This window comes from Novosphingobium sp. Sphag1I, from assembly GCF_056279125.1.
This window is the reverse complement of record NZ_JBWBQS010000027.1, coordinates 1-17,276: the sequence shown is the minus strand read 5'-3', so window position 1 is coordinate 17,276 and position 17,276 is coordinate 1. Positions and strand designations below refer to the sequence as shown.

At 61.8% G+C, this 17,276-nt stretch carries 13 protein-coding genes; 4 read left to right on the top strand and 9 right to left on the bottom strand.

The genetic code is table 11. The features are described 5' to 3' along the window. Nucleotides 1–12: 12 nt before the first annotated feature. Nucleotides 13–369, bottom strand: a complete 357-nt coding sequence (locus ACZ9HU_RS21255) for a MarR family winged helix-turn-helix transcriptional regulator (protein ID WP_476107890.1) — start codon at nt 367–369, stop codon at nt 13–15. A 186-nt stretch (nt 370–555) separates the two neighbouring features. On the opposite strand from ACZ9HU_RS21255, the gene ACZ9HU_RS21250 reads away from it, so the two are divergent. Next, complete coding sequence (locus tag ACZ9HU_RS21250; RefSeq protein WP_476107889.1) at nt 556–2,331, top strand: tannase/feruloyl esterase family alpha/beta hydrolase; 1,776 nt, start codon at nt 556–558, stop codon at nt 2,329–2,331. Here ACZ9HU_RS21250 and ACZ9HU_RS21245 read toward each other — a convergent pair. The 7 genes from ACZ9HU_RS21245 to ACZ9HU_RS21215 all read right to left on the bottom strand — a co-directional run bounded on the left by ACZ9HU_RS21245 (nt 2,318) and on the right by ACZ9HU_RS21215 (nt 10,974). Next, nucleotides 2,318–3,406: a pectinesterase family protein gene (locus ACZ9HU_RS21245; protein WP_476107888.1), complete on the bottom strand. Its 1,089-nt coding sequence runs from the start codon at nt 3,404–3,406 to the stop codon at nt 2,318–2,320. The two genes, ACZ9HU_RS21250 and ACZ9HU_RS21245, sit on opposite strands and share 14 nt — an antisense overlap. An 8-nt stretch (nt 3,407–3,414) precedes the next feature. Beyond that, a complete protein-coding gene (locus tag ACZ9HU_RS21240; protein ID WP_476107887.1) occupies nt 3,415–4,338 on the bottom strand; it encodes an alpha/beta hydrolase in 924 nt (307 codons plus the stop codon). Nucleotides 4,339–4,445: 107 nt separating this feature from the next. Next, nucleotides 4,446–7,439 carry a TonB-dependent receptor gene (locus ACZ9HU_RS21235; protein WP_476107886.1) on the bottom strand — a complete coding sequence of 998 codons (2,994 nt, stop codon included), beginning with the start codon at nt 7,437–7,439 and terminating at the stop codon, nt 4,446–4,448. Nucleotides 7,440–7,586: 147 nt separating this feature from the next. Beyond that, on the bottom strand, nt 7,587–8,534 hold the full coding sequence (locus ACZ9HU_RS21230) for a FecR family protein (protein WP_476107885.1): 948 nt from the start codon (nt 8,532–8,534) through the stop codon (nt 7,587–7,589). Then, nucleotides 8,531–9,127 carry an RNA polymerase sigma factor gene (locus ACZ9HU_RS21225; RefSeq protein WP_476107884.1) on the bottom strand — a complete coding sequence of 199 codons (597 nt, stop codon included), beginning with the start codon at nt 9,125–9,127 and terminating at the stop codon, nt 8,531–8,533. The genes ACZ9HU_RS21230 and ACZ9HU_RS21225 overlap by 4 nt, the downstream gene beginning before the upstream one ends. Before the next feature lie 102 nt (nt 9,128–9,229). Next, nucleotides 9,230–10,300, bottom strand: a complete 1,071-nt coding sequence (locus tag ACZ9HU_RS21220; RefSeq protein ID WP_476107883.1) for an ATP-binding protein — start codon at nt 10,298–10,300, stop codon at nt 9,230–9,232. Next, nucleotides 10,297–10,974, bottom strand: a complete 678-nt coding sequence (locus tag ACZ9HU_RS21215) for a response regulator (RefSeq protein ID WP_476107882.1) — start codon at nt 10,972–10,974, stop codon at nt 10,297–10,299. The genes ACZ9HU_RS21220 and ACZ9HU_RS21215 overlap by 4 nt, the downstream gene beginning before the upstream one ends. 102 nt (nt 10,975–11,076) lie before the next feature. Here ACZ9HU_RS21215 and ACZ9HU_RS21210 point away from each other — a divergent pair, with 102 nt between their 5' ends. Genes ACZ9HU_RS21210 through ACZ9HU_RS21200 form a run of 3 tightly spaced genes read left to right on the top strand, consistent with a single transcriptional unit; the run spans nt 11,077 to nt 16,688 of the window. After that, the gene (locus ACZ9HU_RS21210; protein ID WP_476107881.1) at nt 11,077–12,201 is read left to right on the top strand and encodes an efflux RND transporter periplasmic adaptor subunit; all 1,125 of its coding nucleotides are present in this window, start codon (nt 11,077–11,079) and stop codon (nt 12,199–12,201) included. A gap of 13 nt (nt 12,202–12,214) precedes the next feature. Next, the gene (locus ACZ9HU_RS21205) at nt 12,215–15,349 is read left to right on the top strand and encodes a multidrug efflux RND transporter permease subunit (protein ID WP_476107880.1); all 3,135 of its coding nucleotides are present in this window, start codon (nt 12,215–12,217) and stop codon (nt 15,347–15,349) included. Then, complete coding sequence (locus ACZ9HU_RS21200; protein ID WP_476107879.1) at nt 15,342–16,688, top strand: efflux transporter outer membrane subunit; 1,347 nt, start codon at nt 15,342–15,344, stop codon at nt 16,686–16,688. The genes ACZ9HU_RS21205 and ACZ9HU_RS21200 overlap by 8 nt, the downstream gene beginning before the upstream one ends. A gap of 54 nt (nt 16,689–16,742) precedes the next feature. Here the strand turns inward: ACZ9HU_RS21200 and ACZ9HU_RS21195 are convergent. Continuing rightward, the coding region (locus ACZ9HU_RS21195) for a PfkB family carbohydrate kinase (protein WP_476107878.1) at nt 16,743–17,276 on the bottom strand (534 nt) is incomplete at its 5' end.

Below are 17,276 nucleotides of genomic sequence, written 5' to 3'. Positions count from 1 at the left end.
CTGCCGGAGTGTTTAATCAGGGCACCAGAGCGCGCGCAGCAAAGGCACAAGTTGCGAACGCAATTCTTCGGGCACAGCATTAGTGAGGCGCGCTTCATGTGCCTCGAATTCCATCATGATCTTGCGCGCCAATTCCTCGCCCTGCGTGCTCACACTCAAACTTTGGATGCGCCCGTGCCCTTTGGTGCTGACCACCAGCCCCCGATCGACAAAGCGGCGAATGACCGGATTAAGATTGGGACGTTTGATAGACAGCATCCGCCCGCATTCGGCCTGCGAAATGCCCGGATTGCGGGAAATCAGGGTCAGGATCGAGCCTTCCATTACCCCGATGCCCAATGGCTCAAGATATTGAGACAATTGGTTCATTCGGCTTTTTGAAGCGCGTCGCAACAGATAGCCGGGGAAATTGGATAAAGGATTTTCCATCAAAGGCCTCTGTAAATCGGCCATCAAGCGGGGCCCAATTGTTACGATGCGATACAAAGTCCCGCTGGTGCAAGACATGTTATTTTGCATAGCTCATATCAAAGATATTTCATGAGAGGATCGGTCATGCCCCTGCCCACCCTGTCCCTTTACCGCCCGATCGCCGTGGCCATGATGCTGGCCGCCAGCACGGGCGCCGCCCATGCAGCGCAAGATTGCAACGCATTGGCCAAAGCGGCGATGCCAGATCCCACAACGACAATCTCACTGGCCGCGCTACGTGATGCAACGCAGGCACAGGCAACGGGCAACGGCCCGATGCCGCCCGCGCCCGCCATGCCCGCCCATTGCGAAATCATCGGCAAGATGCAGGAACGTCAGGGCGCCAACGGCCAGACCTATGCCATCAAATTCCACCTGCGCCTGCCCACGGATTGGAACGGTCGCTTTGTGTTTCAGGGCGGCGGCGGGTCCGACGGTTTCCTTGGCGACGCCAATGGCGGATTTTCCAGCCAGCCCGGCGTAACCGCTCTGGCCAAAGGCTATGCGGTGGTGTCGTCCGATTCGGGCCATGACAATGCGGTCAACAATGACCCCGCACGCCAGGGCGTCGTTACGTTCGGCCATGACGCCATCGCCCGCCACAATTACGGCTTTGGCTATATCGGCCCGGTGGCCCGCGCAGGCAAAGCCCTGATCCGCGCCTATTACGGCAAGCCGCAGTCCTTCACCTATTTCGTCGGTGGGTCAAAGGGCGGACAGGAAGCCATGATGGCCGTCCAGCGTTTCCCCAACGAATTTGACGCGGCGCTCATCGGCTATCCCGGTTTCCATCTGGCCCATGCCTCCATCGCGCAATTGTGGGATGGTCAGGCCTTTGGCGCCGTGGCCAAGGCGATGGGTCAAATCGGCGCCGATGGCCTGCCCTTGGTCAACAAGGCGATGAGCGATGATGACATCCTGCTGGCCCAAGGCGCGATCCTGAAGGCCTGCGACGCGCTGGACGGCACAAAGGACGGCATGATCGAGCATTTCACCGCCTGCACCACGGCGCGGGTCATGCCTGAATTGATGGCTATCGCGTGCAAAAGCGACAATGTGATCGACAAGACCGCCTCCTGCCTGCTGCCGATGCAGATTGCGGCGATGCGCAAGGTCATGGGTGGGCCTCTGACCAGCGATGGCAAGGCGGTCTATTCCGATTGGGCATGGGACGCCGGGATCGGCGCCAAGACGGCGCAGGGCGTGACCCAGGGCTGGCGAATCTGGAAGATGGGCGGCTATGCCTCGGCCACCAACAATGGCGCGCTGCTGCGCCTTGGCGCGCCGTCCAATTCGGCAGTGTTCCGCTCGCCTCCGCTCGATGTGGCCGATGATGTCACCTCGCTCACCCGCTATGCACTGAACGCCAATATCGACGAAGCCTATGCCGCCGCCCATGTGAAATGGGGCGCACTTAACGAAGCGCCGGTCGATTTCATGCATGCCGATGCGACCAATCTTGATCCCTTCACGCGGCGCGGGGGCAAGATCATCCTGTTCCACGGGGTCAGCGATCCGGTGTTCTCGATCCTCGACACGATGCGTTGGCTGGATGCGGTGAACAAGCGTGAGAAGGGCATGAAGAAAACTGGCGCGGGTCGGTTCGTGCAATTCTATCCCGTGCCGGGGATGAACCATGGGCGCGGCGGTCCGGCGACGGATCGGTTCGACATCTTCTCGCAATTGGTGGCGTGGCGCGAAAAGGGCGTGAAGCCCGGCGCGATCACCGCCACCGCCGGGGCCGACACGCCATGGCCGGGACGCGAACGCCTGCTCTGCCCCTATCCCGCGCGGCCCCATCGCAAGGATCCCGGCAGCGCCGCCGTGCCGGAAAAGGCCGACGCCTTTATTTGCCTGTAAGCGCCCAACCAGACAGGAATTGCGAGCGGATCTGAGCATAGGTCCGCTCGTTTTTCCATGTGACGGCGACGCCCCCGGTTCCTGCGCCGGGGCCATAGGAACCCACTTCGCCAAAGCGGGAATCCTGCGGGCGAAAGACGGTGGCCATCGTCCCGTCGCGCGATGTGCCGTTCATCGTCGTCCAGCGGTCGCGGTGGATATGCCGGTCCATGAAACAATCAATATAGAGCGCCATGCCCACCGCCGCCGGGTCGGCATAGCGTCCATCGGCAAAGCGCGTGGTCGGATGCCATGGCCGCCCCAAGGCAATCGAGCCGTCCGGCACCCCCTTCTCTCGCGTCAGGCGGGAGGCGTAGAAGACGATCCCGGTCGGCTGCGACAAGGGCGTCGAGGGCGCGGCGACATAAGATTGGAACCCATCGGCCGCTGGTGGCTGGGCGCGGGGGCGGCTGCGGATCTCGCTATGTTCGATCAGCAGTTGGCCATTGCCGAAGATGAAGTCGATATTGCCCGCAATCAGGCTGTTTTGCACCAAAGCCCGCCCGCCATTGGTGAACACCGTATCCTGATAACCCAGCATGGCGACGCGGTTCATCAACACCCGATCCGCGTGAATGTCGAACAGAACCGCCGCGGCCTGGGGGTTTCCGATCCGCGCCGGATCGCCATAGGGGATGCGATCATTGGCCAGATAGTCATAGGTGTTTTCAATGGTCACCTCACTCACCTCGACCTGATCCGCATCGATGGTCAGCGTGGCCGAACCTGGCGTGCCCCAGCCATTGCGGTGATAATCCTTGGCCGTTTGCGCCACCGCGCCGAAATGGATGCGGGTTTTGGCCATACCCGCCCCGATGATGCGCAGCCGGGGCCGCGCAATAACCGGCTTTTCGTGATAATCCCCCGCCGCGATGCGGATGGTGATCCAGTCATCACTCTTGTCCCGCGCCGCCGCGTCCAGCGCGGATTGGATACGCGTATAGCAGGGGGCACGGGTCGCGCCGCAGACCGGGCGAACTTCATAGAGCGTCGGGGCAACCAAAGTCGCGGCAAAAAGGAGGGGAGCCAGCATCATGATCTCTTTCAGCGTTGCGGCAAGGATTGGAGGAAGGCGGCGATCTGATCAGCGGTCACGGTCAGATAGGGATCGAAAAACCAGATATCGTGCGGCGCTTTTGGAAAAGCATACCAGCGCGACGGGATTTTATGACGGGACAGTTCGGCCAGAACCTTGTCCTTGCCTTCCGTAAATCGTGGGTTGCCGCTGCTGATGATCAGCGTGGGCGGGGAATTGGGGCCGACATGGCTGGCCGCGCTGGCTTCGCGCCAGCGGTCAGGCATTTGCTCAAACGACCCGCCCAGCCATTTTGCCGCCGATGACGCCGGTCCGACGGCATTTTCATATTTCAGCGCATCAGGCGTGGTGAAATCCAGCACCCCATCCATGTCGATCAACGCATAGGGCCGCGCCCGTCCGCCGAACAGATCATCGCCATAGGCCACCAGTGATGCCAGTTGGCCGCCCGACGATGCCCCGCCCAGCGCAATGCGATCCGGGCGAACGCCGTAATCCTTGGCATGATCCCGCGCCCAGCCCATCGCGTCGTGAATATCCTGCGTGCCGGCCGGATAAGGCGCTTCGGGGGAAAGGCGATATTGCGGGATGAACACCGTATAGCCGCGTGCCGCCAACAGATTGGCGATGGGGTGAAAATGGCTGCGCGCGCCCGAACGCCATGCGCCGCCATGGACCAAAACGATCCCCACGCCGCGCGGGCGAGCAGGCCGGAAAATGTCGATCAACAGATCGCGATCGCCCATCGATTTGTAGACGCGGTCGAGCAGAATTTGCTGCCCCGTCATCGGCCTTATCGCAGGCCATGTGATCCCTGGATATTGCGCGCTATATTGGGCAAAGCGGCGCGAGACGCTGTAGCTTTCATCCACTTCATGGGCGGCAACGGGCATGGCGACGGCCATCATCAGGCAGGCGATGGGAATGCGCAAAAAGACTTCTCCTGATGCAAGGACGGGGACCGCCGGCTTGATCGCGCCGGCGGCCCCCTTTGCGGCCCGGATATGGGAGTATTAGGGAGTCACACCCGGACCAGACCTTAGAACTGATAACGCGCGCCCACGAACCATTGTGCGCCCGTCTTTGTAAATTCCCGCGTCAGATATTGCGTACCGTCGCCGGTGCCATAGATGCGTTCCTTTTCATTGGTGATATTGATGCCCTGAATATTCAGGCTCAACCGCTTGGTCAGATTGTAATAGGCCGAGAAGTCCACCTGGGTCGGACCATACTTGCGTTCCTGAACGTGACCATTGCCGCCGGGCTGGCTGAGCAGATAGTCGTCACGCTTGTTGATCGAAACACGGACGCCAAGTTTACCGGTGTCATAATAGCCGGTGAAATTATACGAATTGGGCGAAAGACCCGTCGAATCCCGCGCCGAAACATAGGTATAGTTCGAGGCGAAGCCAAAGTTCGACCAAAAGCCCTTGAGGAAGGTGAAAGGCACGTTGAGCGTGACTTCCAAACCCTTCACGCTGTTGCCGCCCGGTGCATTGACCGTTGTGAAGAACGTATAGGGCACCTTGGCCGGATCGGCCTGATAGGAAGCGCTATAACGCGGATCGGCATAGATCGCGGCCCAGAATTCCTGTGGCACCGCCTTGGTCACCACCGAATTGGTCAACGAGGTAACAATATCCTTCTTGAACGCCCCCACCGCGATCAATCCACCTTTGCCGAAATAATATTCGACATTGATGTCAAAGTCATTCGATTGATAAGGCTTCAATTCCGGATTGCCCAGATTGCCCACCGTGCGCGTCGTATATTCGAATGTCGGGCTGGCGATATTGAGCGAAGACAGGCCGGGGCGCGTCATCGAACGAGCATAGGAAAAGCGTGCCAGCAAATCCGGCGTGATGTTCAGCACCAGATTGGCCGCAGGCAGGAAATTGCCATAGGAACGCTCCACCTGCACCGGCGAGCCAGCAATCACCGCCCGCGATGTCAGATCGGTGCGGACATAACGCAAACCCGCATTGCCGCGCAGCACCATGCTACCGATGTCAATTTCGCCGTTAACTTCACCAAAGCCGCCCGTCGTCTTTTCGATCACGGTCCAACCGGCCCCCGTATTGTCCGCATAATTCGACGAAATCAGCCCGGACCGAGAAATCGCATCGAAATCCATGACCGCAAATGTCGGCAACCCGCCCGTCGCGACGCCATCGCCAAAATGGGCAATCGGGAAAGCCTTCATATAGGTCGAAGGGACAAAGCTGGGCAAATTGCCCTGTGCTTCGCTGTAGCGCACCATGCGGCGGTTATAGGCAACGCCGATCTTCGCGTTGAATTTATTGTCGGTATAGGTCAGGTTCGCCTTGGAGGTGAAATTGTCCTTCACCACATTGTTGAGCCGATTGGCCGCCGTCAGGGCATTGATATAATTGGCCGTATTGTTGGGATCATAGCTGCCATAGCTGACCTTGGCCACGTCCGGATTGCCGGTGTAGTCATAGGCGTAGTAATGCGGGCTCGAACGGGCATAGAAGCGCAGCTCGGTCCGGTCCGCCGCATCACGCGCGGTGCCCGCCATGGCGTCAAACTTCAACTTGTCGGTGATGCGATAATCGCCCGACAGCACATATTGCTGAAATTTGGACAGCGAGGTCTGATGGCGGCTTTCATACCATGACGTCACATCGTTAAAGGATGCGGCCACCAATTGCTTGCCATCGGGCGCGACGGTGAAGGACAGAGGCGTCTGGCCCACATAATTGCCCGGCGTGCCGTGGGTCAGCAGCCATTCCATCGAATTATAGCTGTAACGGTCATTGTCGAGCTGAGAATAAAGCGCGTCAAAGCTGATCAGCATCCGGTCGTTCGGCTTGATCTGAAGCGAGCCGGTCACGCCCAGGCGCTTTTGGTCATTGCCGAAAAAGTCCGCGCGCGGCAGACGCGGCGCCCAGAGGCAATCGGTGACCTTGGCCGCGCCACAAGGGGCGGGCGTGCCGGTCACGGTGGGGTTGCTGTTGGCCCAGCTGTCGCCGTTGATATAGGGCGATGTCCAGCGGACGCTGGAAAAGCCTTCCTGATAAACGGTACGGCGCGAATAGGCGGCCGATACCAACACCCCGATCTTGTCATCGGCAAAAGTGTTTGAAATCATCATCGTCAGGCGCGGGTCCACCGTGCGGGACATGGTGTTGTAACCGCCCTGACCGCTGGCAACAAAGTGAAAGCCTTTGAAGTCAAAGGGCTTGGCCGAATAGAGATCGACCGTACCGGCAATGCCGCCTTCCTCGATCGAGGCGCGCTGGGTCTTGTTCACGTCGATACGGTTGAACAATTCCGACGCGAAAACGTGAAAGTCAAAAGCGCGCCCGGCGTTGATTGTGAAACCGCCCGAATCCAGACCGTCCGAACTGGCCGGAACCTCCATGCCGTTCAAGGTCGTGCGCGTAAAATCGGGGGCGAACCCGCGCAAGGTGATGTTGCGCCCTTCACCACCCTCGCGGGTGATGGCCACGCCGGGCAAACGCTGGATCGATTCCGACAGGTTGAGGTCGGGCATCTTGGCCATATCCTCGGCCACGATGCTCTCGGTCAGATTGACGGCCGAGCGCTTGATATCCTGCGCCTTCATCAATGTGCGGCGGAAACCCTTGACGATAATGTCGGGCGCAGGCGCTTCTGCCGATGGCGGCGCATCGGCCAGCAAGGCGTTATCCGAAGGCGCCAGATCGGCTCTTTCGCCCGTGATCAAAGCGGGCGCGGTGCGCACGGCAACCGCGCGAATGGGTTGCAGCACCGGCGTCGGCGCCCGCGGCACAATGGCGTAGGAATGCGGCCCGGTCTGCTGTGCCACCAATCCCGTCCCGGCCAGCATCCGGCCCAGCGCCTCGTCCACGGTCATATCGCCGCGCACCGCATTGGTGCGCACGGTTTGCGTAAACTTGCGCGGCGCGATGATCTGTACGTCGCCCTGATGGCCCAGCGCCCCGATCGCTGTGGTGGCCGATTGCGCCTCGATGGCAAACTGGCGCGTCTGTCCTGCGGCATGGGCGGGCATGGCCACCACACTCACCATTGCGCAAGACGCAAGAAAAACTCCACGTTTTGTGGAATACATTGTCAATCCCTCCCAAATATCCCGGCTTCATTCTTTGCTTTTATCAGCAGCCTTAAAGAGACACGGCGAGTAAAAATCCTTCCGTAAAAATTCATCCAACGTTCATTATTGTGATTTGACCAAACGGATGACCCGTGGGTCGCTTTCATCTATACCCACGTTCAGGCTCGCCTTGACCGCTTCGGCAAATCCTTGCGGATCATTGATGCGAAACAGGCCGTCAAATTGTTCGTCCGCCACCGCCGGATCGGCGATGATGATCTGACGCTGATTGTATCGGTTGAACTCATCGGCCGCCTCGCTCAGGCTGGTGCCGTTCAGATCGATCATCCCGCTGCGCCATGCCAGCGAACGGTCCACCGCCGAAGCGCGATCACTTTCATGATGGACCACCGCCGTATCACTGAGCAGGGCGCGTTCCCCCGCCTCCAGCTTCAGGCGCAGACTGGCATCCTCTTCGGACCAGCTTTCGACGACGCCCTCGGTGACCAGCACCTCGACCCCGGTTTCACGGCGACGCACCGAAAAGGCCGTACCCACCGCCCGTGCGCGCACCTTGCCTGCGGTCACGATGAATGGGCGCGAGGCATCCTTGGCCACATCGAACCAAGCCTCGCCCTGGGCGATCTCGATTTCACGGCTGCCCTTTGCCATGCGCACGGTCAGTTCAGAGGCCGAATTGATGGTCATGACGCTGCCATCGGCCAAAGGGACGCGGCGGATTTCACCCAGCTTGGTGGCAAAACTGCTGCGCGCATCCATCCAACGCGCCCCGCCCACCACCGCCGCAACCGAGGCCGCCATCGCGCCCAAAAACCCACGACGGCGCCAGAAAGCGGGCGCAACCTCCGGCTCTTCAACCGGCTCTGGCGTTGCGGCAATCCATGCCGCATGGGCCTGCAACAACATCCCGTCCCGCCCCGGCCCGCCATCCAGCCAGTGCTGCAATTCGGCCTCATCGGCCTCGCCCCAATTGTCGCCGTCCATGCGGGCGACAAATCGGGCGGCCATGTCACGGTCATGTTCCCGCGCGGAACCAGAAGGACGGCTCATCGCGCCCCTCCCTTGCCGCGTTCGGCCATGTCCATGCGCATCGCGCTCTGCGCCTCGGCGCTGGCCCATGCCTCGCGGATGGCGCGCACCCCGACCCAGACCTGCTTTTCAACGGCCTTTTCGCTCATGCCCATATGGGCGGCGATATCCTTTTGCGACCACCCCTCGATCTTGCGCAATTCCACCACACGGCGGCATCTTTCGGGAAGACCGGCGATGATGCCCATCAACCGCTGAAGCGACATACGACTGCCCGCCTCATCTTCTGGCGAGATCACGCCATCGTCGCGCCAGTTCTCGATTTGCTCGATGGCGTCAATCGCCACCACCTGCGCCCGCCTGATCCGACGCAACATCAAATGGCGCAAACTGGCCATGAAATAGGCGCGCGGCGCGGTAATATGGTCCACCGATGGCAAGGAGACGATCTGGCAATAGGCTTCCTGCATAAGCTCATCAATATCCTCTGCCGAGACCCGCGCACGGGCCAGCCAGGCACGCATACCCGCTTCGTGCGGCACGATTTCCCGTGCCATCCACGCCGCCAGCATACGCCTGCGCGCCAATGCGTTGATCACATCGCCCTGCGTCACAAACTCCCCCTCCTGGCCGGAACTTTTGCTCCGTTGGCCATAAAGAGACATGGCCGCGCAAAATCCTTCGCGCCAGAAGGAATTTATTTTGGGCGTTGCGTTTTAGGACTGAATTTCTGTGCCCAGCGTGATGATGAAATGCGACTGGCCGCCGCGCCACTGATATTGGGCGGCCCCGCCATGGGCCTGTGCAATGGCCTGCACCACGGCAAGGCCCAGCCCCGATCCCGTGCGATGGGCGTCCCGCGCCGCATGGCCACGGGTGAAAATGCTGAACAGATCCTCGCGCTGCTCCTCGGCCACGCCCGGTCCGCCATCGATCAGATGGATCGCCACGCCCTTGGCCTGATGTCTGAGAGACAGTTTCAGAGCGCATGGATGGGCATAATGCAGCGCATTATCGACCAGCGCCAGCAACGCCTGCCCCAATCGGCCCATGTCCACGCGCGCACGGGTCGCTGGCCCCTCCACGGTCAAGGTAAAGCCCGCCCTTTCCACGGTCGGGGCCATCATCGCGGCCCAATCCTCCAACCCGGCCCGCAAATCGACAAGCGCCAGTTGCAATTCCAAACGCCCGATGTCGGCCAGACTGACACAGCGCAAATCCTCGACCAGACGCGCCAGACCATCAACCTGCGCCATCAACCCGTTGATCAACATATCGTCCATCGCGAAAACGCCGTCCGATACGCCCTGCAATCGCCCTTTCAGAATGGTCAGCGGCGTGCGCAATTCATGGGCAATCTGCGCGTTCCAGTTGACCACGCTTTGCGCGCCCTTTTCCAATCGGCCCGCCATGGCGTTGAAATCTTCGACCAACATGGCCGTTTCGCCGGGAGCCTCGATACCCGGCGCGACGCGGGCGGAAAGATCGCCATCGGCAATGGCACGGGCGGCCCGGGCCACGGCATGCATCGGTTCAACAATATGGCGCGCCATGCCTGCGGCAATCCATGCACCAAGGCCGATGCCCATGCCCATCACCACCACCATCACGACCAGATCCCACCCGTTGGGCATGGCCGAAAATCCGGGCGGAAACAGTTGCGGCGCGCACCACACCGCAACGGTATAAACGACGTAAAAGACGATGAAGGAAAACAACACCGTCGCCACCGCCACCGCCGCCATGGCCAGCGTCAGATGACGCGATATGTCGAACTTGACCTTCACGCGCCCGAACTCAACCGATAGCCGACGCCGCGCACCCCGGCGGGCATACCCGATACGCCCGCCTCCTCCAGCTTGCGGCGCAACTTGCTGATATGGCTGTCCACCGTGCGGTCCAGCGCATCCGATCCGGGCAGACAGGCATCGACCAGATCGCTGCGTGCAAACACCCGTTGCGGGTTGCGGGCCATATGTACCAACAAACGAAATTCGGTCAGCGTCAGCGGCACTTCGCGCCCATCGACGCGGGCCATGTGGCTTTCAGTGTCGATTTCAACCGGCCCCACGCGCAGCATCGCTCCACCGCCCGCCCCGCCCGTCCGTCGCAGGATGGCGCGCAAACGGGCCACCACCTCGACCGGGTTGAACGGCTTGACCACATAATCATCGGCGCCAATGCGCAGCGCCTGTAATTTGTCGATATCCTGATCCAGCGCAGTGATCATGATGACCGGCGTTTCGGCCTCCCGCCGGATCTGGGCCAAAACCTCCCACCCGTCCAAATGGGGCATACCAACGTCCAGCAACACAATATCAGGCCGCAAGGCACGATGCAGATCCAGCGCCACCCGCCCATCGGCGGCATGAACCGTGCGGAACCCCTCCCGCTCCAGATAGGCGCGCAGGATGTCGGCAATGTCGCCATCGTCTTCGGCAATGAGGGCAAGTGCTGTCATGAGGCCCATCTATCACCGCCCATTGGTATGCGGCCAGATGCCTCCATCAAATCTCCACAAAACCTCCACACAAGGGCAATGATACGGGTGCATGGGGAAATTATGCGATACGATCACCTCCGCTTTGCCCTGCCTCTTGGCTTTCTTGCTCTTGCCGCATGCGGCGGGGATGGCGCGCCCACGGCGCCGCCGCCCGCCGAAGTATTGATCACCCCGGCACAGGACCGCCCCGTATCGCTGGCCGATGAATTGCCTGGCCGCGTGGTGGCCTTTCGCACCGCCGAGATCCGCCCACAGGTGGGCGGCATCGTCCAGCGCCGCCTGTTCACCGAAGGCGCGATGGTGAGCGAGGGGCAACCCCTGTTCCAGATCAACCCCGCCCCGTTCCGCGCGGACGCGGCCAGCGCAGCGGCCACCCTCGCCCGTGCGCAGGCCACCTATGCCCGCGCCAATACGCAGGCAAACCGGCTGAAACCGCTGGTCGGCGTCGATGCGATCAGCCGCCAGACCTATGACGACGCCACCGTCGCGCGCGATCAGGCCGCCGCCGACGTGGCACAGGCCCGCGCCGCGCTGGACCGGCGCCGGCTTGATCTGGGCTTTGCCCGCGTGACATCGCCCATTTCGGGCCAGATCGGCGCGGCAACCGTGACCGAAGGCGCTCTGGTCGGGACGAGCGACGCCAATCCGATGGCGACGGTGCAACAGATCGACAAGGTCTATGTTGACGTGCGCCAACCGGCCGCGCGCCTTGATGCGTTGCGCGCGGCGGTGGCCGAAGGCGCGGGCGCGGGTGCGGCCCCGGTCGAAATCATTTCCGCGTCGGGCCAGCCTCATCCGGTCAAAGGGCGGTTGCTGTTTTCCGATGTGACCGTTGATCCGGGCACCGGCAATGCGGTGGTGCGCGTGCTGGTCGAAAATCCGGGCAATCGTCTGCTGCCCGGCATGTTCGTGCGGGCGCGCCTGCCCCGCCTGCGGATGCCGCACGCCATCACGGTGCCGCAACAGGCCGTGGCGCATGATGCCGCAGGCCGCGCTGTCATCAATGTCTGGAACGGCCGCGCCATTGAGGAGCGTCAGGTCGAGGCTGGTGATGTCGTCGATGGTTCGATCATTGTGCTGAAAGGCATCAAGGCGGGTGAAAAGGTGGTCGTGGTCGGCATGGACCGCGTGCTGCCCGGCGCGCCCGTCAAGGCGCTGCCCTGGCAAGCGCCTGTGACGCGTTGAGGGAGCGACAGCCATGATCCCTCAATTCTTTATCCAGCGCCCCGTCTTTGCATGGGTGGTGGCCATTGCGATTGCTTTGGCCGGCCTTATCGCCCTGCCGACGATCCCGGTCGCGCGCTTTCCCTCGGTCGCGCCGCCATCGGTGACGATCACCGCCACCTATCCCGGCGCCACGCCCCAGACCATGAATGATGGCGTCGTCGAATTGATCGAGCGCGAATTGTCGGGCGCCAAACGCCTGCTCTATTTCGAGGCCAGCACCGATACATCCGGTTCCGCCACGATCACCGCCACATTCCAGCCCGGCACCAACCCCGAACTGGCGCTGGTGGATGTTCAGAACCGATTGAAGCTGATCGAACCGCGCCTGCCGCAGACGGTGCGCCAATATGGGCTGGCCGTCGAGGTCGCCAATAACGGGTTCCTGATGCTGGTCGGGCTGAACTCACCCGACGGACGCTATGACGAGGCAGCGCTGGGCGACTATCTGGCACGCAATATCGTCAATGAATTAAAGCGCATTCCCGGCGTTGGCCGCGTCCAGAATTTCTCGGCGGAAAAGGCGATGCGGGTCTGGGTCGATCCGGCAAAGCTGATTGCCTATGATCTGGCCATGGCCGATGTGACCGGCGCGATTGCCGCCCAGAACATCCAGATCGCCCCCGGCACGCTGGGCGCGGAACCAGCCGTCAAGGGTCAGCGCGTTCTGGTCCCTTTGACCGCCAGCGGACAATTGACCAGCCCGCAGGAATTTGAACAAATCGTCCTGAAGGCCAATACCAATGGCGGCACGGTAACGCTGGGCGATGTGGCGCGGGTCGAGGTGGGCCAGCAGAATTACATGATGTCCACCCGCGAAAACGGTCGCGCAGGGGCTTCGGCCGCGATCCAGTTGGCGCCCGGCGCCAATGCGGTGCAAGTGTCCGATGCCGTGCGCAAGCGTATGGTGGAAATCGCCCGCGCCATGCCCAGTGGGATGGAATGGACGATACCCTTTGACACCGCGCCATTCGTGCGGGTTTCCATCGAAAAGGTATTGCACACATTGGTCGAAGCCATGGTGCTGGTTTTCCTCGTCATGTATCTGTTTTTGCAGAATATGCGCTATACGCTGGTGCCTGCTGTTGTGGCGCCCATCGCGCTGCTGGGCACGATCGCGGTGATGGCGCTGACGGGCTATTCGCTCAACGTGCTGACCATGTTCGGGATGGTTTTGGCCATTGGCATCATCGTGGATGACGCCATTGTCGTGGTCGAAAATGTCGAACGCATCATGGCCGAAGAAGGGCTTTCCCCATTCGAGGCCACTAAAAAGGCGATGGGCGAAATCACCGGGGCGGTCATCGGCATCACGCTGGTGCTGGTTTCGGTGTTCATCCCCATGGCCTTTGCCAGCGGGTCGGTGGGCGTGATCTATCGCCAATTCGCCATGTCGATGGCGATCAGCATTCTGATCTCGGCCATCCTTGCGCTCTCGCTGACCCCCGCGCTTTGCGCCACGGTGTTGAAACCGATCAAAGGCCATGTCGAAAAGCCGCGCTTCTTTGCCGCCTTTGACCGCCTGTTTGACCGCATGACCGACGGCTATGCCGGATGGGTGGCGCGGGTGATCCGGCGCGGCGGTCGGGCGATGGTGGCACTGGCCGTGGTGGTGGGACTGCTGGGCTTTGCCTTTTGGCGCCTGCCCACGGCTTTCATGCCCGAAGAAGATCAGGGCTATTACATGACCGCCTTTCAATTGCCCGCCGATGCCACCGCCGAACGCACGCGCGAGGCTGTGATGACGCTGGAACGCCACATTGCCACCCGCCCCGCGATCAAGGGCAATGAAGCAATCCTGGGCTTTGGCTTTTCGGGCGCCGGACCCAACGCGGCAATTGCCTTTACCATCCTGAAGGATTGGGGCGAACGCGGCGGCGCGACGGTCAAGGATGAGGTCGCCCGCACGACCGCCGCGATGAGCGCGATCAAGGAAGGCATCATCATGAGCCTTGTCCCCCCCGCCATTGACGAGCTTGGCAATTCATCGGGTTTTGCCATGCGGTTGGAGGACCGGGCCGGACGCGGCCACGCCGCATTGGTCGCGGCCCAGAACCAGTTGCTGGGCCTTGCGGCGCAGAGCAAGGTGGTGATGGGCGTCTATCCCGACGGCCTGCCCGCCGGAACCAGCATCCATCTGACCATCGACCGGCAAAAGGCCGAGGCGCTGGGCGTGCCCTTTAACCGGATCAGCGATACGCTGTCCGCCGCGATGGGTTCGGCCTATGTCGGCGACTTCCCCAATGCGGGGCGCATGCAACAGGTTATCGTCCAGGCCGACGCGACCTATCGCATGAACCTGCCCGACATGATGCGTTTGAATTTGCGGAACAATGCCGGGTCCATGGTGCCTTTGTCCGAAGTGGTGCGCGCCGACTGGCAGCAAACCCCGCTGCAACTGGTGCGCTATAATGGCTATCCGGCGCTGCGCCTGTCGGGCATGGCGGCCCCCGGCGTGTCGAGCGGCGACGCCATGGCCGAAATGGAACGTTTCGCCGCACAATTGCCGCCCGGTTTCGCCATCGAATGGACGGGTCTGTCCTATCAGGAACAGCAATCAGGCGCGCAGGCCCCGATGTTGCTGGCGCTCTCGATGCTGGCGGTGTTTCTGGTGCTGGCCGCGATGTATGACAGTTTTGCCGTCCCTCTGGCGGTTATGATGGTCGTGCCGCTGGGTCTGATCGGGGCGGTGGCGGCAGTGTCCATGCGCGGCATGGCCAATGACGTGTTCTTTAAGGTAGGCCTGATCACCATCATCGGGCTTTCGGCCAAGAACGCAATCCTGATCGTCGAATTTGCCCGTCACTATCGCTTTGCCGGTATGGGGTTGGTGGAAAGCGCGATGGCGGCAGCGCGGGTGCGTCTGCGGCCTATCGTGATGACATCGCTGGCCTTTACACTTGGCGTTGTGCCGCTGATGCTCTCCTCTGGCGCCAGTGCGGAAACACAGGCGGCCATCGGCACGGGCGTATTCGGCGGCATGATTTCGGGCACGGTGCTGGCGGTGTTCTTTGTTCCGGTATTCTTTGTCATGGCGATGGGTTTGAGTGAGCGTCTGGGCTTTGGCGGCTTGCGCAAAAAGAAGAAGCAGGAGCAGGCCGATGCGTAAGATTCTGATTTTGGCCTTGGCCCTGACCGGTTGTGCGGCGGAAAACACGCCGCTGCCCAAGGCGCCGGTCCCAGCCAGCTTTGCCGTGACCGAAACGTTGACCCCGCTGACATGGCGCGAATTCTTTGCCGATGCGCGGCTCCAAAGGCTGATCGCACTGGCGCTGAACGAAAACCGGGATTTGCGGATCGCGGTATTGAACGCTCAGGCCGCGCGCGGGGCGCTGTCGGTCGCGCGCGGCGCCCAATTGCCGAGTTTTGAGGCGCAGGGCAGCTTCACCAGTGCGCAGACCGCAGGCGGAGGTTTCGGCGGTTTTCGCTATGATCAGTTCTCCGGCCAGATCGCCCTGACCAGTTTCGAGATTGACCTGTTTGGTCGCCTGCGCGCGCAAAGCCGGGCCGCATTCGACCGCTATCTGGCCAGCGAGGCCGGGCGGAGAGCCAGCGAATTGACCGTTGTGGGCGCCGTGGCGCAGGCCTATGTCGCCGAAAGACTGGCGCAGGAGCAATGGCAACTGACCTCCTCGACGCTGGCCGATTGGCGCGTGTCGCTTGACCTGACGCGCCGCTTGCATGACGCGGGACAGGCCAGCGGCAGCGATCTGGCGCAGGCCGAAGGGCTGGTTCGACAGGCCGAAGCCGACCTTGCCCAGCGTCAACGCGAACGCGAAGTGGCCGCCCATGCCCTGTCATTGGCGGTGGGCGCGCCTTTGCCCGGTGACCTGCCCGCGCCGATAGGCCTGATGCTGGCTTCGATGCCCGATCATCTGGGGGCTGGCCTGCCGTCCGATTTGTTGACGCGGCGGCCCGACATCATGCAGGCGGAATATAATCTGCGTGCCGCCCAAGCCGATGTTGCCGCCGCGCGTGCGGCCTTCTTTCCCCGCTTGTCCCTGACCGGCGCGCTTGGCGCGGTCAGCCCCGGCCTTTCCGGCCTGTTTTCGGGCGCGAACAAGGCGTGGAACTATGCGCCCGCCGTTGCCATGCCGCTGTTTCCCTATACCGCGCTCAACGGCAATCTGCGTCAGACCAAGGCGCAGCAGGGTATCGCAGTGGCTACCTATGAAAAGGCGATCCAGACAGCCTTTGCCGAAGTGGCCGACGGCATTTCGGCCCAGCAGACATACGGCCCTCAACTTATGGCGCAATCGGCGGCCGCCGATGCCGCCGACCGCCGCGTCAACCTGTCAAAACTGCGCTATCAGGCAGGCGTGGACAGCCGCCTCGAACTGCTCGATGCGCAGCGCAGCGCCTATTCCTCGCGCCAGACGTTGCTGACGACGCGGGCGGGCGCCTTGCTGGGCATGATCGGCCTATATCGGGCGCTGGGTTCGATCTGAAAATGCGGAGCCTTCGCAAGCCCTCGCGCCCGACATATTACCTTTTGCGTAGATTTATCGACGAACATCGCCGGAATTGCCTGTAAACCCGTCGATTTCCGCGCGCGGCAGCCGCAGCCAGTCGCCATGCAGCGAATGTTTGAGCGCGTTCATGGCAAGGCCAAGCTGCGCCATCTTTTTGGCGTCGCCACCTTCAAGCCAACCGGTCAAAACGCCGGCCGCAAAGGCATCGCCTGAACCCACGCGGTCGACGATGTCGGTGATTTCGATCTCCGCCGTCTGATGCCGGTCCTCGCGCAGGTCCACGCGGGCCGAGAGGCGGTGGTGGGTCTGCGTAATCGGATGGCGCGCCGTGCTGGCCATGACCTGAAGGTTGGGGAAAGTGGCGAAGGCCGCCTCGACCGCCTCACGCCGCCGTTCCGCCCCATCGCCGGAAAAGGGCTTTTGCAACAGCAGCGTCATGTCGCGGTGATTGCCGAACATGATCGTCGCATCGGCCAGCAGTTCCAGCAGAATCTCACGCGGATTGCTGTCCCACGCGCCCCAGAGCTTTTCACGGAAATTACAGTCGAAGCTGACCGGAACGCC

Excerpts from the sequence above, each read along its gene's own strand:
- ACZ9HU_RS21200 (WP_476107879.1), top strand. The coding sequence starts at position 15,342 with ATGCGTAAGATTCTGATTTTGGCCTTGGCCCTGACCGGTTGTGCGGCG.
- ACZ9HU_RS21235 (WP_476107886.1), bottom strand. The coding sequence starts at position 7,439 with ATGGTGAGTGTGGTGGCCATGCCCGCCCATGCCGCAGGACAGACGCGC.
- ACZ9HU_RS21230 (WP_476107885.1), bottom strand. The coding sequence starts at position 8,534 with ATGAGCCGTCCTTCTGGTTCCGCGCGGGAACATGACCGTGACATGGCC.
- ACZ9HU_RS21210 (WP_476107881.1), top strand. The coding sequence starts at position 11,077 with ATGCGATACGATCACCTCCGCTTTGCCCTGCCTCTTGGCTTTCTTGCT.
- ACZ9HU_RS21250 (WP_476107889.1), top strand. The coding sequence starts at position 556 with ATGCCCCTGCCCACCCTGTCCCTTTACCGCCCGATCGCCGTGGCCATG.
- ACZ9HU_RS21205 (WP_476107880.1), top strand. The coding sequence starts at position 12,215 with ATGATCCCTCAATTCTTTATCCAGCGCCCCGTCTTTGCATGGGTGGTG.
- ACZ9HU_RS21255 (WP_476107890.1), bottom strand. The coding sequence starts at position 369 with ATGAACCAATTGTCTCAATATCTTGAGCCATTGGGCATCGGGGTAATG.
- ACZ9HU_RS21215 (WP_476107882.1), bottom strand. The coding sequence starts at position 10,974 with ATGACAGCACTTGCCCTCATTGCCGAAGACGATGGCGACATTGCCGAC.
- ACZ9HU_RS21245 (WP_476107888.1), bottom strand. The coding sequence starts at position 3,406 with ATGATGCTGGCTCCCCTCCTTTTTGCCGCGACTTTGGTTGCCCCGACG.